This window comes from Streptomyces sp. NPDC091649 (assembly GCF_044756785.1).
In the GTDB taxonomy this organism is placed as follows: Bacteria; Actinomycetota; Actinomycetes; order Streptomycetales; family Streptomycetaceae; genus Streptomyces.
Window position 1 is genome coordinate 190459 of sequence record NZ_JBIVTR010000007.1, and the last position, 18285, is coordinate 208743.

The 18285-nt window shown below is 72.1% G+C and carries 17 protein-coding genes; 6 read left to right on the forward strand and 11 right to left on the reverse strand.

Going from position 1 to position 18285, the window contains the following annotated elements:
• Nucleotides 1–77: 77 nt before the first annotated feature.
• Nucleotides 78–749: a methionine ABC transporter permease gene (locus ACIQMU_RS15360; RefSeq protein ID WP_352241621.1), complete on the reverse strand. Its 672-nt coding sequence runs from the start codon at nt 747–749 to the stop codon at nt 78–80.
• Nucleotides 746–1837, reverse strand: coding sequence for a methionine ABC transporter ATP-binding protein (locus ACIQMU_RS15365; protein WP_402688995.1), 1092 nt, complete (start codon nt 1835–1837; stop codon nt 746–748). The genes ACIQMU_RS15360 and ACIQMU_RS15365 overlap by 4 nt, the downstream gene beginning before the upstream one ends.
• 643 nt (nt 1838–2480) lie before the next feature.
• Here ACIQMU_RS15365 and ACIQMU_RS15370 point away from each other — a divergent pair.
• Together ACIQMU_RS15370 and ACIQMU_RS15375 are read left to right on the forward strand one after the other, a co-directional pair.
• A complete protein-coding gene (locus ACIQMU_RS15370; protein WP_402688996.1) occupies nt 2481–2840 on the forward strand; it encodes a hypothetical protein in 360 nt (119 codons plus the stop codon).
• Nucleotide 2841: 1 nt separating this feature from the next.
• Entirely contained in the window at nt 2842–3282 is a 441-nt protein-coding gene (locus ACIQMU_RS15375) for a hypothetical protein (RefSeq protein WP_402688997.1), read from the forward strand.
• 35 nt (nt 3283–3317) lie between these two features.
• On the opposite strand, the gene ACIQMU_RS15380 is transcribed toward ACIQMU_RS15375, so the two are convergent.
• From ACIQMU_RS15380 to ACIQMU_RS15390, 3 genes are all read right to left on the reverse strand, one after another.
• The gene (locus ACIQMU_RS15380) at nt 3318–3821 is read right to left on the reverse strand and encodes a GNAT family N-acetyltransferase (RefSeq protein WP_352241625.1); all 504 of its coding nucleotides are present in this window, start codon (nt 3819–3821) and stop codon (nt 3318–3320) included.
• A 17-nt stretch (nt 3822–3838) separates the two neighbouring features.
• Nucleotides 3839–4411, reverse strand: a complete 573-nt coding sequence (locus ACIQMU_RS15385; protein ID WP_352241626.1) for a sigma-70 family RNA polymerase sigma factor — start codon at nt 4409–4411, stop codon at nt 3839–3841.
• Nucleotides 4412–4564: 153 nt separating this feature from the next.
• Nucleotides 4565–5710 carry a glycerophosphodiester phosphodiesterase gene (locus ACIQMU_RS15390; RefSeq protein WP_402688998.1) on the reverse strand — a complete coding sequence of 382 codons (1146 nt, stop codon included), beginning with the start codon at nt 5708–5710 and terminating at the stop codon, nt 4565–4567.
• A 265-nt stretch (nt 5711–5975) separates the two neighbouring features.
• Here ACIQMU_RS15390 and ACIQMU_RS15395 point away from each other — a divergent pair, with 265 nt between their 5' ends.
• A complete protein-coding gene (locus ACIQMU_RS15395) occupies nt 5976–6647 on the forward strand; it encodes a lysophospholipid acyltransferase family protein (RefSeq protein ID WP_352241628.1) in 672 nt (223 codons plus the stop codon).
• A gap of 106 nt (nt 6648–6753) precedes the next feature.
• On the opposite strand, the gene ACIQMU_RS15400 is transcribed toward ACIQMU_RS15395, so the two are convergent.
• The gene (locus ACIQMU_RS15400; protein WP_352241629.1) at nt 6754–8298 is read right to left on the reverse strand and encodes an MFS transporter; all 1545 of its coding nucleotides are present in this window, start codon (nt 8296–8298) and stop codon (nt 6754–6756) included.
• Nucleotides 8295–8846, reverse strand: a complete 552-nt coding sequence (locus tag ACIQMU_RS15405; protein WP_352241630.1) for a TetR/AcrR family transcriptional regulator — start codon at nt 8844–8846, stop codon at nt 8295–8297. Before ACIQMU_RS15405 ends, ACIQMU_RS15400 begins: the two co-directional genes overlap by 4 nt.
• Nucleotides 8847–9197: 351 nt before the next feature.
• On the opposite strand from ACIQMU_RS15405, the gene rox reads away from it, so the two are divergent.
• A complete protein-coding gene (gene rox, locus ACIQMU_RS15410) occupies nt 9198–10625 on the forward strand; it encodes a rifampin monooxygenase (RefSeq protein WP_352241714.1) in 1428 nt (475 codons plus the stop codon).
• Nucleotides 10626–10750: 125 nt separating this feature from the next.
• Nucleotides 10751–12916: an RNA polymerase recycling motor ATPase HelR gene (gene helR, locus ACIQMU_RS15415; protein ID WP_352241631.1), complete on the forward strand. Its 2166-nt coding sequence runs from the start codon at nt 10751–10753 to the stop codon at nt 12914–12916.
• Nucleotides 12917–12970: 54 nt separating this feature from the next.
• Here helR and ACIQMU_RS15420 read toward each other — a convergent pair whose 3' ends face one another.
• The 3 genes from ACIQMU_RS15420 to ACIQMU_RS15430 all read right to left on the reverse strand — a co-directional run bounded on the left by ACIQMU_RS15420 (nt 12971) and on the right by ACIQMU_RS15430 (nt 16754).
• A complete protein-coding gene (locus tag ACIQMU_RS15420; RefSeq protein WP_352241632.1) occupies nt 12971–13942 on the reverse strand; it encodes an aldo/keto reductase in 972 nt (323 codons plus the stop codon).
• Between the two features lie 105 nt (nt 13943–14047).
• Nucleotides 14048–15475 carry an argininosuccinate lyase gene (gene argH / locus ACIQMU_RS15425; protein ID WP_352241633.1) on the reverse strand — a complete coding sequence of 476 codons (1428 nt, stop codon included), beginning with the start codon at nt 15473–15475 and terminating at the stop codon, nt 14048–14050.
• An 85-nt stretch (nt 15476–15560) separates the two neighbouring features.
• A complete protein-coding gene (locus ACIQMU_RS15430) occupies nt 15561–16754 on the reverse strand; it encodes an argininosuccinate synthase (protein ID WP_352241634.1) in 1194 nt (397 codons plus the stop codon).
• Between the two features lie 189 nt (nt 16755–16943).
• Between ACIQMU_RS15430 and ACIQMU_RS15435 the strand changes: the two genes are divergently transcribed.
• Nucleotides 16944–17660: a L,D-transpeptidase family protein gene (locus tag ACIQMU_RS15435; RefSeq protein WP_352241635.1), complete on the forward strand. Its 717-nt coding sequence runs from the start codon at nt 16944–16946 to the stop codon at nt 17658–17660.
• A 71-nt stretch (nt 17661–17731) separates the two neighbouring features.
• Here ACIQMU_RS15435 and ACIQMU_RS15440 read toward each other — a convergent pair whose 3' ends face one another.
• The gene (locus tag ACIQMU_RS15440) at nt 17732–18268 is read right to left on the reverse strand and encodes an arginine repressor (protein ID WP_019764598.1); all 537 of its coding nucleotides are present in this window, start codon (nt 18266–18268) and stop codon (nt 17732–17734) included.
• Between the last annotated feature and the right edge of the window lie 17 nt (nt 18269–18285).

Consider the following 18285-nt stretch of genomic DNA (forward strand, 5'->3'; position numbering starts at 1 on the left):
AAGTGCCTCTTTCTTGTGGTGGTGCGCCCGGACAAGGAGTTCGGGCTCGGTGGAGAGGAAAGTCGGGGGGCGGCGCCTCAGGAGGTGGTGCGGCCGCGGCGGGCCAGCAGCCGGACGGTGAGGTCGCCGATCAGCTGGATCACGGTGACGATGACGATCAGCAGCACGACGGTGATCAGCATGAACCGGTTGTCGAAGCGCTGGAATCCGTAGGTGACGGCCTTGGAGCCGAGTCCTTCGCCGCCGACCGCGCCGGCCATCGCGGAGTAGCCGATGAGCACGATGAGGGTGGTGGTGACCCCCGAGACGAGCGAGGGCAGGGCCTGCGGGAGGAGCACCTTGCGGACGATGGTGGGGATGGAGCCGCCCATCGACTGCACGGCTTCGACGAGTCCGTGGTCCACCTCGCGGATCGCCGTCTCGACGAGCCGGGCGAAGAACGGGATGGCGCCGACGGCGAGCGGCACGATCATGGCGGTGGGTCCGATGAAGGTGCCCACGACCCAGGTGGTGAAGGGGATCAGCGCGATCAGCAGGATGATGAACGGCAGGGAGCGGCCGATGTTCACGATCACGCCGATGACCTTGTTCACCACGGTGTTCCGGAGCAGCCCGCCCTTGTCGGTGAGGACCAGCAGGACGCCGAGCGGCAGTCCGCCCGCGACGGTGACCAGCGCGGACCACAGCACCATGTAGAGGGTGTCGACGGTGCCCTGGGCCAGCAGGGGCTGCATTTCGGACCAGGTCACTTGACGGCCTCCTTGGTGAGCGGGGCGGGCGTCCGCTCCGGGACGACGGTGGCGGCGGCCAGGGGGATCGTGGCTGCGGCCTCCCCGTCCTCGACGACCTCGATCCCGAGGCCCTGCTCGCGCAGGAAGCCGATGGGGACGACGTTCTCCTCGAAGCGGCCCGGCAGCTCGATGCGCATCCGGCCGATCTGCTTGCCGCCGACGGTGTCCATCGCGGCGCCGAGGATCGATATGTCGATGTTGTACGTACGGGAGAGCTGGGAGACGACCGGCTGGGAGGCCGACTCCCCCTGGAAGGTGACGTCGACGACCGTGCGGTCGGGGCCGGAGGCGGTCCCGCCGACCGGGAACAGTTCGTGGGCGAGTTCGGAGCCGGGGGTGGCGAGGAGCTCGCCGACGGTTCCGGACTCGACGATCCGGCCGCGGCGCATGAGGGCGGCGGAGTCGCAGACGGTCTTGACGACGTCCATCTCGTGGGTGATGAGCAGGACGGTCAGGCCGAGCTGCCGGTTGAGGTCGCGCAGCAGCTGGAGGATGGAGCGGGTGGTCTCGGGGTCGAGCGCGGAGGTCGCCTCGTCCGAGAGCAGCACCCGGGGGTCGCCCGCCAGGGCGCGGGCTATGCCCACGCGCTGCTTCTGGCCGCCGGAGAGCTGGCCGGGGTAGGACTTGGCCTTCTCGGCGAGGCCGACCAGGTCGAGGAGGCCCTTGGCCTTGCGGGTGCGCTCCTGGCCGGAGACGCCGAGGATCTCCAGCGGCAGCTCCACGTTGTCCAGGACGGTGCGGGAGTCCAGGAGGTTGAAGTGCTGGAAGACCATGCCGATGCCGGTACGGGCCCGGCGCAGCTGCGCACTCGCCCGCCGGCCGCGGCCGGCGAGGGCCGTGAGGTCCTGGCCGGCCACCGTCACGGTGCCGGAGGTGGGGCGTTCCAGGAGGTTGACGCAGCGGATGAGGGAGGATTTTCCGGCGCCGCTCTGTCCGATGACGCCGTACACCTCCCCTTCGCGGACGTGCAGGTCGACGCCGTCGAGTGCGGTGACCTCACGGTCGCGCGACTGGTAGACCTTCGTGAGGCCCGTCGTGGTGATCACAGGGGTTTCCGTCACTGTCGAGTGCGCGGCGCGGTGTCCGCCGGGCACGGGGCATACGTCTGAAGAGACTGTTCGGGCTGGGTCGGCCGTGGTCTCGGCATGGCTGTACGCGGCGGTCGGCCGGGGAAGCGCATGCGCGGGCGCGCTCGTTCCCCAGGGGGCGCACGGCGCAGGCTCGGTCTCGCTTCGGGGCGCGAGGCTCAGGCGGGGGCCCTCAGAAGGCGCGCATTCGACACATACAACGAGCACCGGGCGTGCTGATCGCCTCGGTCGCAAGGGTGCGGCTGCTCGTCGTGGTCATGGGCCAAGTAAAACAGACGTAACGGCGGCGCGATCCCTGTTGTCCGCATAGCGGACAGCCTTGGACGGCCGGATGCTGACCTTCCGGTACCGCCCGCCCTGCCTCGCCACACCTCTGCGACCTGCGGCGACAAGGGAAGCACGGGGGTGGGCCCCGGGCTCGCGCGAGCATCCGGGGAGCGGAACTTCACCCCCCGGTTGTGGCCAAGGCCACCTTCGCCGCCGCCCGGACCGCGCCCGCCCGCCGACCCGCCTCCCACCGGCCCGCGACCTGATCGCGGGCCCGCCCGTCGGGGCCGGGGCCGCACGCGGGCGGGCGTTCCGTCCGTAATACCCTCGACTCATGCTTGACGCCCTGACGGTCGCGGTCACCGTGGCCGCGCTCGCCCTCGCCGCCTGGTGCGGACATGCCGCCTACCGGGACCAGCCGACGAAGGACTGGCACTTCATCGGGATGGCGGTCGTCTCCGTGCTGGCGCTGGCCCAGTTGGTGGTGGGTGTCGTGCAGCTGGCGCGCGGGGAGCGGCCGGAGCAGGGGATGGCGGTGTTCCTCGCCTATCTCATCGGTTCGTTCGCCGCCGTGCCCGCGGCCGGATTCCTGTCGTTGACCGAGCGGACCCGCTGGGGCTCGGTCACGGTGGCCGCGGGCGCGGTCGTGCTGGCGGTTCTGGAAGTCCGGCTCTATGACATCTGGGGAAACTGACGTGAGCGACACCGGCCGCCCCGAGGTGGCGACGTCCCCGAAGCCGTCCTTCGAACTGGGCACCGGCCCCGGCCGGGTGCTGGTCTGGTTCTACGGGGTGTTCACGGTCGCGGCGGCCTCGCGCTCGATCGTCCAGATGGTCGTCGACTTCGACCGGGCGCCCCTGGCGTACGTGCTCTCGGCCGTCGCGGCCCTGGTGTACGGCTTCATCACGTACTCGCTGGTGCGCGGTGGGGAGAGGGCCCGCCGTGCGGCGCTGGTGTGCTGTGCGGCGGAGCTGCTGGGCGTGCTGGTCATCGGCACGTGGACGCTGGCCGAGCCGTCGGCCTTCCCGGATGCGACCGTGTGGTCGGACTTCGGGATGGGCTACCTCTTCATCCCGGTGATCCTTCCGGTCACCGGGATGGTCTGGCTGCGCCGCGCGAGGACGGTGGCGGTGTAGCGACGCCGTTCCGGCCCGCCCCGCGCGGCGCACGGTCAGGCGCTGGCCACGTAGTCCTGGTCGGCGGCGTCCTTCTCCAGCAGGACCATCCGGACGCCGTCCGCTCCGGTGACGTCCCCGACCTGGGCGTATCCGGCCCGCCGGTAGAGCCGCAGATTGCCCTCGCTGCGGTGCCCGCTGTGCAGCCGGAAGCGGGTCGCCGCCCGCTCTGCGGAGAGCGCCGACTCGGCGGCCAGCAGCAGCCGGGCCCCGAGCCCGTGGCCCTGGAGCCGGGGGTGGACGCAGAGCTTGCCGATCAGGCCCGTGCCCTCGGGGTCGGTGAACCCCCGGACCGAGCCGACGACTTCGTCCCCGAGCCGGGCCACGAACACCAGGTCGTCGGCGACTTCGGCGCGCAGCGACGCGAGGCTCTGGACGAGCGGGTCGATCCGGTAGTTGTCGTACAGCTCCGCCTCGCGCTGGAAGCAGAGGTACTGAAGTCTGAAGATCTGCTCGACGTCCTGTGCCGTCGCCGCCGAGATGGTCACGCTCATGCCCATGTGTGCACGCCTCCCGCTCACCTGTCCACCGGTTGCCTACCGCTCCTTTCCCGCACGGAAGGAGCGACAACCTCCGCAGCGAGCATTCTGCGCAGACATCCAAGGCAACGGGAACGGATCGGGCCCAAGCTCCCTTGTGACATACCCAACTCCCCTGCGATTTCCCGGTAGGTCGGGTCGGTGGGGGCGAACATCGCCTCCAGCAGCCGGGGGCAGCGGCCGGGCAGCCGGGCCATCGCGGAGCGCAGCGCCCGCCGTTCGGCGGCCCCGAGTGCGGCTCGTTCGGGACAGTCGGCCGGTCCGGCGACGGGTTCCGTCCCGGCGTACGGACGTTCCCGCCGGGCCGTCCGGCGTCCGCGGCGGGCCTCGGCCCGGACCGAGTCGCGCACCCAGCGCGCCGCGTCGGCGGGCGGCCCGGCCGCGGCGGGGCGCTCCAGCAGCCGCACCCAGACGCTCTGTTCGAGGTCGGCGGGATCGAGCCCGGCGGCCGGGGCCTCCGCCCTCGCCTCCGCGCGCACCAGCGGGTGCAGGGCGCGGACGACGCGGGCGGTGGAAGCGGCCGGATCGAGGTCGTGATCGAGAAGCGTCATGCCCCGGCGGACGTGCCGGTGGCGGCCGGTGGTTGCCCCGGACGCGCGGCACCACTCGACCGGGGCATGACGGGGTGGGCGGCTGACGGCGTTCCGGTCCTCGCAGAACCCGCTCCCCGAGGACCGGAACGCCCTGTCCGCCGCCGTACGGTGTCAGCGCCCCGCGTAGTCCGCCGCCGCGAGCAGGGCCGTGTCCGGGTGGTCGGCGAAGATGCCGTCGATGCCGGTGGCGAGGTAGGCGGCGCAGGCGCCGAACACGTCGCCGTAGGCGTTGGGGTCGGTGCCGCGCCGGAAGTCGGCGGGCAGGAACCTGTTCTCGTTGCGCAGCGTGTACGGGTGCAGTCGCAGGCCCCTGGCGTGCGCGTCCCGTACCAGCGTGGTCGGGGTGGTGAGCCGTCCCGACGCGTCCTTGGGGATGACGAGGTCGAGGGTGGGGCCGATGCCCTGGGCGAAGGAGGCCAGCCACTTCAGCCCGGCGGGCTTCACCAGGTCGGCGACGGTGCGCGGGTCGCCCGACTCGACGAAGTCCCAGGGGCGCTCCTTCGGGCCGGAGAGCAGCACGATGCGCGGGGTGTCGACGAGGCGGGCGAGGCGCTGGACCGAGCCGGGTTCGAAGGACTGGAGGATGAGCGCGGCGTTCTCGCGGTCCCGGCCGTAGCGGCGCAGCAACCGTGCGAGCGGCTCCTCCAGGCCGAGGCCCAGCTTGCGGAAGTAGGTGGGGTGCTTGGTCTCCACGTACAGCCAGACGGGCGCACCGCGCTTGCGGCCCTCCTTGTCGGCCCAGCGCAGGACCTCCTCGAAGGTGGGGATCGTCCACCGGCCGTTGTAGAGGGTGTTGTCGGGGCGGTTGCCCGGGATGCGCTCCTCGGCCCGCAGGGTCTTGAGCTCGGCGAGGGTGAAGTCCTCGGTGAACCAGCCGGTCAGCAAGTGGCCGTCGATGCTCTTGGTGGTCCTGCGGTCGGCGAACTCGGGGTGGTCGGCGACGTCGGTGGTGGCGCTGATGTCGTTCTCGTGGCGGCAGACGAGGTGGCCGTCCTTGGTCGGCACGAGGTCCTGCTCGACGATGTGCGCGCCCATGTCGAGGGCCAGCTGGTAGGAGCCGAGGGTGTGCTCGGGGCGGTAGCCGCTGGCCCCGCGGTGGCCGATCACCGTCGGCACGGGCAGATCGCGCAGCGATCCGTGGCCGCGTCCCCGCCCGGCCGCCTGGGCGGTGGCGGGCAGGCCCAGGGCCGCGGTGCCGAGGACCGCGGCTCCCAGAAGGGTCCGCCGGCCGGGTGTCGTCCGCGCACGCTCCGTCATGAATGCTCCTCGCTTGGTGATGTCCGGGACCGGTCGAGCGAGGCCCGATCGTAGGCTGGGAGACGTACGCGAGGGCGGACCGTCGGCCAACATGGCGGAAACACATGTCAACACCGCGTATCCGCCGTGTGAACCCGATGTGCGATCAGCGCATACCCGCGAGTATCGTCCTCACCTGCACCGACCATCACCCGTCGGCACCGGCCACCGCCCGTACGACCCCACGTCCATCGCGGCCGGCCAGGCCACGACACCGGAGGAACCGTTGTCCCGTCTCACGGTCATCAAGGCAGTGCTCGGACCGATTCTGCGCCTGATGTTCCGCCCACAGGTGGAGGGCGTCGAGAACATCCCCGGGTCCGGGCCGGTGATCCTCGCGGGCAACCACCTCACGTTCATCGACTCGATGATCATGCCGATCTGCTGCGACCGGCCGGTGTTCTACATCGGCAAGGACGAGTACGTCACGGGCAAGGGCCTCAAGGGCCGGCTGATGGCCTGGTTCTTCACCGGCTGCGGCATGATCCCGGTGGACCGGGACGGCGGGCGGGGCGGGGTCGCGGCGCTGATGACGGGGCGCCGGGTACTGGAGCAGGGACAGGCTTTCGCGATCTACCCGGAGGGCACCCGCTCCCCCGACGGCCGGCTCTACCGGGGCCGTACGGGCATCGCGCGGCTGACGCTCATGACGGGCGCGCCGGTGATCCCGTTCGCGATGATCGGGACCGACAAGCTGCAGCCGGGCGGCGCGGGCCTGCCCAGGCCGGGCAAGGTCACGGTGCGCTTCGGGGAGCCGATGGAGTTCTCCCGGTACGAGGGCATGGACCGAGACCGCTACGTGCTGCGGGCGGTGACCGACTCGGTGATGACCGAGGTGATGCGGCTGTCCGGCCAGGAGTACGTGGACATGTACGCGACGAAGGCGAAGGCCGCCTGACCGGTTCGACGGTCACGGGGAACGCCGCCCGATCGTCGGCGCAGACGCGGAGAGGGGCCCGCGCCCCCGGCGGGCGCGGGCCCCTCTCCGTCCGGTCCGACGGCCTCTACGGGTGCTCGACGCCGTCCTCCAGCTTCTGGCCCCGCAGCAGGAACCACGCGGCGACGGCGGCGGCCAGCAGGACCGCCGCGCCGACGCCCGCGGCCGACCGCAGTCCGTCGACGAACGCCTCCTGGGCGGCCGAGACCAGCGGCCCCGCCTGGGCGGCGGGCAGCGCCCCGGCGGCCTCGACCGCCCCGCCCAGCGACTCGTGGGCGGCCGACTCGATGTCGGCGGGGATGCCGGACGGGGTGGGGAAGCCCCGGTAGACACCGGTGACGATGGAGCCCAGCAGGGCGATGCCGAGGGCCGCGCCCAGTTCGTACGCGGTCTCGGAGACGGCGGACGCGGAGCCGGCCTGCTCCTTCGGGACGCTGGAGAGGATCACGTCGGCGGTGACGGTGAAGGCGAATCCCGCGCCGACGCCGACGACCAGCAGCATGGCGCCGAGCAGCGGATAGCCGGTGTGCTGGTCGAGCAGCGTCACACTGCCCAGGGCGAGCCCGACCGCGGCCAGACCGCCGGAGACGACGGAGCGGACGGTGAAGCGGCGGGCGGCGAATCCGGCCAGCAGGCCGGCGGTCACCGCGCCGATCGCGGCGGGAAGTTCGGCGAGACCGGCCTCCAGCGGTCCACGGCCCTGCACCAGTTGCAGGAACTGGGAGAGGAAGAAGACCAGGCCCGACAGGCCGAGGATGGTCAGCAGATCGGCGAGGACCGCGCCGGAGAAGCCCCGGTGGTGGAAGAGCCGCATGTCCAGCAGGGGCGCGGGCAGCCGCAGTTGCCTGCGGACGAACCAGGTGAGCGCGCAGCCGCCGAGGACGGCCGCCGCCCCGGCCTGCCATCCCACCCCGTGTGCGGCCGTCTCCTTGACGGCGTACACGACACCGATCATGCCGACCAGGGAGAGGCCGACGCTGAGCATGTCCCACGGGCCGGGCGCCGGGTTCTTGGACTCGGGGATCAGCTTGATGCCGACGACGACGAGGACGGCCATCACCGGCAGGTTGATGAGGAAGACCGAACCCCACCAGAAGTGTTCGAGCAGGAATCCGCCGACGACCGGACCGACCGCCGCGCCCGCCGAGGCCATGGCGCCCCAGATGCCGATGGCGAGGCTGCGCTCGCGCGGGTCGTGGAAGAGGTTGCGGATCAGGGCGAGGGTGGACGGCATCAGGGTGGCGCCCGCGACACCGAGCAGCGCCCGGGCCACGATCATCATCTCGGGTGTGGTCGCGTACGCGTTGAGCACGGAGACCGCGCCGAACGCGACGGCGCCGACCAGCAACAGCTTCTTGCGGCCGATGCGGTCGCCGAGGCTGCCCATCGAGACGAGCAGGCCGGCGATGACGAAGGAGTAGACGTCACCGATCCAGAGCAGCTGCGTGCCGGTGGGCGCGAGGTCCTCGCTGAGGAACGGGGTGGCGAGACCGAGGACGGTCGCGTCCACGGCCACCAGCAGCACGGCGAGCACGAGTACGGCGAGCGCGATCCACCGCCCCGGGCGGCGTACCGCGTCGGTGGTGTCCGGGTTCGGGTCGATGCTGGTCATTGCTCCACGCTCCGGCGTGCTCCGCCGAGCAGCAACTCGACGATCATGTGCTGGAAATCCTGTGCGGCGACCCGCCCCGCCTGGACGGCCCAGGCGCCGGTGCCGATGAGCCCGTAGAGGGCTTCCGTCAGCCAGGCGGGGGTGAGGTCGATGCGGAATTCGCCGCGTTCCTGGCCGCGACGGAAGAAGGCGGAGACGCGGGCGTCGGCCCGGTTCCAGCCCTCGTTGATCTCGTCGCCCTCGAAGAGCTGGTTCTCGTTGACGAGGAAGGACAGCAGTCCCGCACTGGGCTCGACGGCCGCGATCAGGCGGCGCAGCCCTTCCTCGGAGGTGTCCTCGTCGAGCCGGGCGGCGTCCAGGGCGGTTTCGAACTCCTGGATGCCGAGGTTCTCCAGCGCCTTCACCAGGGCGTCGCGCCCGGCGAAGTGGCGGTGGAGTGTGGCGCGGCCGATGCCCGCCGCCCTGGCGACCTCGTCCATGGTGGCGGTCGATTTGCGGGTCAGCAGGGCGGCGGCGCTGCGCAGCACCTGCTCACGGTCGAGAGTCATGAGACGACCATAACCCACATGAGACATCTTCGTCTCATCGTGGGGTGGTGCAGGGCAGCCGGGCCTTCCGACTCGAAGGGAGCACCGCCGGGGAACGCCGCCGGGAAGCACCGCCGCCAATGGCGCCGGAAGGACGCGCGGAAGCGGAGAGCGCCGGGAGAGGGCGAGGGTGGAGGAGAAAAGAGAAAGTGGCAGGAGGTGAAACCACTCCTTGCCACTCTTAACTTATAGCGCATGGGGGGCCTTGCGGCAAGGCCCCCCATATGCCGCAGAATCATGCGCCGAAGCCGGACCCAGGAAATCGGCTTCGATGATTCCGGCGCGCTGAACGCCGGCGAAGGGGGAATGGTGATGATCGACGTCATCGTCGTGGGAGGCGGTCCGACCGGGCTGATGCTCGCCGCTGAGCTGCGGCTGGCCTCTGTGCACACGGTGGTGCTGGAGAAGCTGGCGGAGCCGACCCGGGAGTCCCGGGGCCGCGGACTGCATGTGCGCAGTGTCGAGGTGATGGACCAACGCGGGCTCCTCGACCGGTTCCTCGCGGTCAGTGAGAAATTCCGGGTGGGCGGTTTCTTCGGCGGCATTCAGAAGCCATGGCCCGACCGCCTGGACACCGCCCACCCCTACGGCCTCTCCACGCTCCAGCCGGTGACCGAGCGGCTGCTCCGCGAACGTGCGGTCGAGCTGGGCGCCGAGATCCGTCGCGGCTGCGAGGTGGCCGGGCTGAGTCAGGACGCGGAGGGGGTGACCGTCGAACTCGTGGACGGCACGCGCCTGCGCTCACGGTACGTCGTCGGGTGCGACGGCGGCCGCAGCACCGTGCGCAAGCGGCTCGGCGTCGACTTCGCCGGGCAGCCCGCCACGGTCGAGACCCTGCTCGGCGACATGGAGATGACCGAGGACCCGGCTGCGGTCGCCGCCGTCGTCGAGGAGGTCCGCAGGACACAGCTGCGGTTCGGCACCATCCCCAACGGCGACGGCACCTTCCGCGTGATCGTCCCCGCCGAAGGAGTGTCCGACGACCGGGCGGCGGCACCGACCCTGGAGGAGTTCAAGGAGCGGCTGCGCGCCGTCGCCGGCACCGACTTCGGCGTCCACTCGCCCCGCTGGCTCTCGCGGTTCGGCGACGCCACCCGGCAGGCCGCCCGCTACCGGGTCGGCCGGGTCCTGCTGGCCGGCGACGCTGCTCACATCCACCCGCCGACCGGCGGGCAGGGGCTCAACCTCGGGGTGCAGGACGCCTTCAACCTCGGCTGGAAACTGGCCGCGGCCGTCAACGGCTGGGCGCCCGACGGGCTGCTGGACAGCTACCACAGCGAACGGCACCCGGTGGGTGCGCGCGTCCTCGACAACACCCGCGCGCAGATCACCCTGCTGGGCACCGATCCGGGCGCGGTCGCGCTGCGGGAGCTGCTCTCCCGGCTGATGGACTTCGATGAGGTCAACGCGTACCTGACCGGGATGATCACGGCGGTCGACATCCGCTACGACCTCGGCGAGGGCCATGACCTGCTCGGCCGGCGGATGCGGGACCTGGAACTCGGACGGGGCCGTCTCTACGACCTCACGCACGACGGCCGCGGGCTGCTGCTCGACCGCACCGGCCGGCTGTCCGTGGCCGGCTGGGCGGACCGGGTCGATCACGTCGTCGACACCGCCGAGGGCCTCGACGCCCCCGCCGTGCTGCTGCGGCCCGACGGCCATGTGGCGTGGGCCGGGGCGGCGCAGGAGGAGTTGCTCGGGGTCTTGCCGCGCTGGTTCGGCGCACCCGCCGCCTGACCGCTCCCCCGCTCGCCTGTCCCCCGCGCCCCGGCACGCCCCGCCCCGCCCGGCCGGGGAAGCCGCAGGCCCCGGCGAGCGCCGCCCCCTGTCGTACGTACGCATCACAGATCGGAACCGACGCCGTGAAACCCCTGACCACCAGCGCCTTCGACCTTCCCGAACGCCTCTCCCCCAAGGCCGACCCGGCGCTGATCGCCGAGGACGAGCAGCACTTCGCGGCCATCGCCCACTGTCTGGAGGAGTCGATCGCCGAGCTGACCGACCGGCTCGCGGCCGAACGCAGGGCTCCCGGCGGAGCGAGCCGGCAGGCGATGGACCGGGACGTGGAGATCCACCGGCTGACCGCCCGGCTGCGCGCCCTGCGCCGGTTCGGCCTGGACCTGTGCCTCGGGCGCATGGTCGCCGCGGACGGCTCCGGGCCGCTGTACGTGGGACGGCTCGGCCTGACCGACAGCACGGGCCGCCGGCTGCTGCTCGACTGGCGCTCCCCCGCGGCCGAGCCGTTCTTCGGGGCCACCCATGCCGACCCGATGGGCCTGGCCAGCCGGCGCCGCTACCGCTGGACCGGCGGCCGGATCAGCGACTACTGGGACGAGGTGTTCGCCCCGGAGGGCTTCTCGGGGCATGCCGCACTGGACGACCAGTCCGCCTTCATCGCCAGTCTGGGCGGCACCCGGTCGGCGCGGATGCGCGATGTGCTGGGCACCATCCAGGCCGACCAGGACGCCGTCATCCGGGCGGGCTCGCGGGGGACGCTGGTCGTCGACGGCGGTCCGGGCACCGGGAAGACCGTCGTCGCGCTGCACCGCTCCGCGTATCTCCTGTACTCCGACCCCCGCCTGGGCCACCGCCGGGGCGGTGTGCTGTTCGTCGGGCCGCACGAGCCCTATCTGGGGTACGTCGCCGACGTCCTGCCCAGCCTCGGGGAGGAGGGTGTGCAGACGTGCACCCTGCGGGACCTGGTTCCGGAGGGTGCGGCGGCGGGAGCCGAGACCGATCCGGAGGTGGCGCGTCTGAAGGCGTCGGCGGAGCTGGTGAAGGCGATCGAGCCGGCGGTCCGCTTCTACGAGGAGCCGCCCGCCCAGGGGGTGCGGGTGGAGACGCACTGGTCCGACATCTGGCTGAGCGCCGCCGACTGGGCCTCGGCGTTCGGGGCGGCGGACCCGGGCACCGCGCACAACGAGGCACGCGACCAGGTCTGGGAGGAGCTGCTCACGATCCTCGTGGACAAGCACGACGGCGACGCCCCGGAAGAGGCGCTGCGCGCCTCGCTGCGGCGGAACCGGGAGCTGTTCGCCCTCTTCGACCGCGCCTGGCCGCTGGTCGACGCGGCCGACCTCGTCGGCGACCTCTGGTCCGTACCCGCCTACCTGCGCCGGTGCGCCCCCTGGCTGACCCCCGGGGAGGTCCGGCGGTTGCAGCGCCCGGACGCCCAGGGCTGGACGGTGTCCGACCTGCCGATCCTGGACGCGGCACGGCAGCGCCTCGGCGACCCGGAGGCTTCCCTGCGCAGGCGGCGCCGGGAGGCGGCGGCCTCCGCCGAACGCGAGCAGATGGACCGGGTCGTCGAGAGCCTGCTCGCCGACGAGACCCTGATCGACGCCGACGCGGACGGCGAGGGCGCGCTGGTGATGCTGCGCGGCGGGGACCTGCGGGAGACCCTGGCCTCCGCGGACCGGCCGAGCGGCGCCGAACCGGACCTGCTGGCCGGGCCGTTCGCGCACATCGTCGTGGACGAGGCCCAGGAACTGACCGACGCCCAGTGGCAGATGCTGATCCAGCGGTGCCCGTCCCGGAGCTTCACGGTCGTCGGGGACCGTGCGCAGGCCCGGCACGGGTTCGCCGAGTCGTGGCGGGAGCGGCTGGAGCGGGTCGGGCTCGACCGGATCACCCTGGCCTCGCTGACCGTCAACTACCGGACGCCGGAGGAGATCATGGCGGAGGCGGAGCCGGTCATCCGGGCCGTGCTCCCCGACGCCAATGTGCCGGTCTCGGTCCGCGGCAGCGGCCTCCCCGTCACGTACGGCCCCGCCGGGGACCTGGACACCGTCCTCTCCGACTGGCTCGCCGCGCACGACGACGGGACGGCCTGTGTCATCGGCGCCCCTTCGTTCCGGGCGACGCCCCGCGTACGGTCGCTGACCCCGGAGCTGTCGAAGGGCCTGGAGTTCGACCTGGTCGTCCTCGTGGACCCGGAGGAGTTCGGCGAGGGCGTCGAGGGGGCGGTGGACCGCTATGTCGCGATGACCCGGGCGACCCGGGAGCTCGTCGTCCTGACGAGCTCCTGAGCCCCCGCGCCGGCCCTCGCCTCCGGGACCCCGGGCCGGGGGCCCGGTGCCGCCTCAGTGCCAGGGCAGGGCGGCCCGGTGCCGCCAGTAGGCTTCCGGTTCCTCGATCAGCGCGTCGAGGCGGGCCCGCTGCTCGTCGTCCAGGTCGACGACGGCGGCGTGCAGATTGTCGGAGAGCTGGCCCGCCGTGGCGGCGCCGGAGAGCACGACGCCCGCCCAGGGCTGGTGCAGGACCAGTGCGAGGGCGACCGCGTCGCCGCCCACGCCGGCGTCGGCGGCGATCTCCCGGAACACGGCGGGGGCCTCGTCCCCGGCGAGGCGTCCGTTGGCCATGCCCTCCTTGACGATCACCGTGACACCGGCGTCGTGGGCCTCGGCGAGGGCGGGCGCGGCCGAGGTCTCCAGGGCGTTGTAGGTGGCCTGGACCGTACGGAAGAGGGGTTCGCCGTCGACCGTGACGGCGAGGGCGGCCCGGATCGCGTCGGCCTGGGCGGGCCCGCTGGTGGAGAGGCCGACGGTGACCCCGTCGGCGGCCAGGGCGGCGAGGCGGTCGAGCAGGTCCTTGTCGGTGAGCGCCGGGCTGTCCGGGGTGACCGAGTGGACCTGGTAGAGGCTGAGCCGGTCGCCGATCAGCGCCCGGGTCTCGGCGTACTGGCGCTCGAAGGCGGCGAGGCTGTGGTCCTTGACCTCGTGTTCCTCCGCCTCCACGCTCCAGTCCGCGGTGTAGGTGTAGCCCCACTTGCTGCCGACGACCAGGTCGGTGAACGAGGGCCGGGCGTCCAGCCACTGGGCGAGGAACTCCTCGGCGCGGCCGTAGGAGCGGGCGGTGTCGACGTACCGGACGCCCTGGGCGTACGCCGCGTCCAGCAGCTCGTGGGTGCGGGCGCGCAGGGCGTCGACGTCGCGGTCGGGGGGAAGGTCCCGGTCTCGGTGGAGATTGATGTAGCCGGGCCTCCCGACGGCGGCAAGGCCCAGCCCGATGTGGGCGGTCGGGGTCGTCGCGGCGGCCAGGGCGGCGAAAGGCATCGCGGGCTCCTCGGGTCGGGTTCGGATACTCCTACCCCGCCGAACGTAGCCCGCGACACCCTTCGTACGCCCGCGACGGCACCGTACGCGGGTGAAGCGGTACGGCTACCGGCGGGCGGTCGCCCAGGCGTGCTGGACGGCCAGGTCTTCCTTCACCTCGGCGAGCTGCACGGCGACGGCGGAGGGGGCCGTCCCGCCCCGGCCGTCGCGGGAGGCGAGGGCGCCCCGCACATGGAGCACCGTGCGGACCTCGGGGGTGAGGTGCTCGGAGATCCTGGCGAACTGCTCGTCGGTGAGCTGGTCGAGCTCGATGCCGTGCTGCTCGCACTCCTTGACGCAGGCGCCGGCCACCTCGTGCGCGACCCGGAAGGGGACGCCCTGCTTGACCAGCCATTCCGCGATGTCGGTCGCGAGCGAGAAACCCGCCGGGGCCAGCTCCTCCATGCGCTCCCGGTTGACGGTGAGGGTGGCCATCATCCCGGTGAAGGCGGGCAGCAGGACCTCCAGCTGGTCGCAGGAGTCGAAGACCGGCTCCTTGTCCTCCTGGAGGTCCCGGTTGTACGCGAGCGGCAGCGCCTTGAGCGTGGCGAGCAGGCCGGTCAGATTGCCGATGAGGCGCCCGGACTTGCCCCGGGCCAGCTCCGCGATGTCCGGGTTCTTCTTCTGCGGCATGATCGAGGAGCCGGTGGAGAAGGCGTCGTGCAGGGTGACGAAGGAGAACTCCTTCGTGTTCCAGATGATGACCTCCTCCGCGATCCGGGAGAGGTTGACGCCGATCATCGCCGTGATGAAGGCGAACTCGGCGACGAAGTCCCGCGAGGCGGTGCCGTCGATGGAGTTGGCGACCGAGCCGTGCTCGAACCCGAGGTCGGCGGCGACCGCCTCCGGGTCGAGCCCGAGCGAGGAGCCGGCGAGCGCCCCGGAGCCGTACGGGGAGACGGCCGTGCGCGCGTCCCACTGGCGCAGCCGCTCGGCGTCCCGGGAGAGGGACTGGACATGGGCGAGCACGTGGTGGGCGAAGAGGACGGGCTGGGCGTGCTGGAGGTGGGTCCGGCCCGGCATCGCGACGTCCGCGTGGGCCTCGGCGAGGCCGACCAGCGCGCTCTGGAGGTCGGCGATCAGAGAGCCGATGGTCCGGGCGTGGTCGCGCAGGTACATCCGGAAGAGCGTGGCGATCTGGTCGTTCCGCGAGCGGCCGGCCCGCAGCTTGCCGCCGAGGTCCGCGCCGAGGCGCTCCAGGAGTCCGCGCTCCAGGGCGGTGTGGACGTCCTCGTCGGCGACGGTGCCGGTGAAGGACCCGTCGGCGACGTCGGCTTCGAGCTGGTCGAGCCCTTCCCGCATCCGGGTCAGCTCGTCCTCGGTGAGCAGGCCCGCCTTGTTGAGGACGCGGGCGTGGGCGCGGGAGCCGGCGATGTCGTACGGCGCGAGCCGCCAGTCGAAGTGGACGGACGCCGACAGCTTGGCCAGCGCCTCGGCCGGTCCGTCGGCGAAACGCGCGCCCCAGAGCCGGACGTCACCGTTGTTGCTGCTCACTACGTGCTCCTCAGAGGCGAAGGTGCGGATATGCGGCCGCCTCCCCGCCGCGAGGGACGGGGAGGCGGCTGTACAACGAGGGAGGTCAGGCGAGGTCGCGCTTGGCGGCGATCTTCGAGGAGAGACCGAAGAGCTCGATGAAGCCCTGCGCCTTGGACTGGTCGAAGGTGTCGCCCGAGTCGTAGGTGGCGAGGTTGAAGTCGTACAGCGACTCGTCGGACTTCCGGCCGGTGACGACGGCGCGGCCGGCGTGCAGGGTCATCCGGATGTCGCCGGTGACGTGCTGGTTGGCCTCGTTGATGAAGCCGTCCAGGGCGCGCTTCAGCGGGGAGAACCACAGGCCGTCGTAGACCATCTCGCCCCAGCGCTGCTCGACCTGCCGCTTGTAGCGGGCCAGCTCGCGCTCGACGGTGACGTTCTCCAGCTCCTGGTGGGCGGTGATCAGCGCGATGGCGCCGGGCGCCTCGTACACCTCGCGGGACTTGATGCCCACGAGCCGGTCCTCGACCATGTCGATCCGGCCGATGCCCTGCGCGCCGGCCCGCTCGTTGAGCTGCTGGATCGCCTGGAGGACGGTGACGGGGCGGCCGTCGACGGCGACCGGCACACCCTCCTTGAAGGAGATGACGACCTCGTCGGCCTCGCGCGGGGTCGCGGGGTTCTCGGTGTACTCGTAGATGTCCTCGATCGGCGCGTTCCAGATGTCCTCCAGGAAGCCCGTCTCGACGGCGCGCCCGAAGACGTTCTGGTCGATGGAGTACGGGGACTTCTTGGTGGTCGCGATCGGGAGGTTCTTCTCCTCGCAGAAGGCGATCGCCTTGTCCCGGGTCATCGCGTAGTCGCGGACGGGGGCGATGCACTTCAGATCGGGTCCGAGCGCGGAGATGCCGGCCTCGAAGCGGACCTGGTCGTTGCCCTTGCCGGTGCAGCCGTGGGCGACGATCCCGGCGCCGTGCTTCTCGGCGGCGGCGACGAGGTGCTTGACGATGGTCGGCCGCGAGAGGGCCGAGACCAGCGGGTAGCGGTCCATGTAGAGGGCGTTGGCCTTGATCGCCGGGAGGCAGTACTCCTCGGCGAACTCGTCCTTCGCGTCCGCGACCTCGGCTTCGACGGCACCGCAGGCGAGCGCGCGCTTGCGGATGACGTCCAGGTCCTCGCCGCCCTGGCCGACGTCCACGGCGACGGCGATGACCTCGGCGCCCGTCTCCTCGGCGATCCAGCCGATGGCGACGGAGGTGTCCAGGCCGCCCGAGTAGGCGAGTACGACGCGCTCGGTCACGGGTTTCTCCTTACGGTGCAATCACTGATGGGTATAACTATGCAGTCCTCTGTATTGTTTGTCAAAACGGCAGGTCAGAGCGGTGCTGTTGGGTGCCGCCCGGCCGTGCGGGCGGGGTGCCGATGCCCGTTGCGCCGTACGGAGCAGGCCCGGTGGGGCGCACGCCGCGGCGGCCGTACGGTCCGGAGCATGCGCAGACCACTGGTGACCGTCGCCGTCCTCCTCGCCCTGGCCTCCTCGCTCGGGGCCGGGCCCGCCGCCTCTCCTCCCTCCGGCGCCCCTTCGCTGCCGGACCGGCTGGCGGACACGGGCGGCGGCTCGCAGCTGATCACCGCCGAGGCTCCCGACGCCGGCTCCACGACGGGCACGGTGACCTGGTGGGAGCGGCGCGGGGACGGGTGGGCGGAGGCCGGGTCCGCCCCGGCGCGGTTCGGGGCGAACGGGCTGGCCGAGGGCGCGAGCCGCGAGCAGGGCACGAGCACCACACCGACCGGGCTGTACGACCTGCCGTACGCCTTCGGCATCGAGGACGCCCCGGCCGGCACGACGTATCCGTACCGCGAGGTGACGGAGGACTCCTGGTGGTGCCAGGACAACGCCTCGCGCGCGTACAACCGGTGGGTGGAACCGCGCCCGGCCGACTGCCGGGCGGCGGAGGCCGAGCACCTGGTCTCCTACGGCACGCAGTACGCCCGGGCGCTGGTGATCGGCTTCAACTACGAGCGTCCGGTACGGGGCCGGGGCGCGGGCATCTTCCTGCATGTGAACGGGCGCGGGGCGACGGCCGGGTGCGTCTCGGTCCCGGCCGACGCCATGGCGGAGATCCTCGCCTGGGCCGACCCGGAGCGTGATCCGCACATCGCGATCGGGACCGGTTCGGGCCCGACCGCGATCACGCGCTACTAGCGTCGCGGCGCGCGCCTTCGGTCGCGTGCCGTCGGCACGCCCTTCGCCCAGCCGCGCGCCGCCGGGAGAGTTCAGCGGTCGTTCTGAGCGAGCCTCAGCAGGTGGTCGGCGAGGGCCTGACCGCCGTTCGGGTCACGGCTGATGAGCATCAGCGTGTCGTCGCCCGCGATGGTGCCGAGGATGTCGTGCAGTTCGGCCTGGTCGATGGCCGAGGCGAGGAACTGGGCCGCGCCCGGCGGGGTACGCAGGACGACGAGATTGGCCGAAGCCTCCGCCGAGATGAGCAGCTCCGCCGAGAGCCGGCGCATCCGCTCCTCCTTGGCCGAGCCGCCCAGCGGTGCCTGCGGAGTGCGGAATCCGCCCTCGCTCGGCACCGCGTAGATCAGCTCGCCGCCGGTGTTGCGGATCTTCACCGCACCCAGTTCGTCCAGATCCCGGGAGAGCGTCGCCTGGGTGACGCTCAGCCCGTCGTCCGCCAGGAGCTTGGCCAGCTGGCTCTGCGAGCGGACCGGCTGCCGGTTCAGGATGTCCACGATCCGGCGGTGGCGGGCGGTGCGGGTCTGCGGCACGGACGGCCCGCCGTGCTCGGTTTCCTGCGCCTCGGTCATCGTCGTCGCCTCATTCT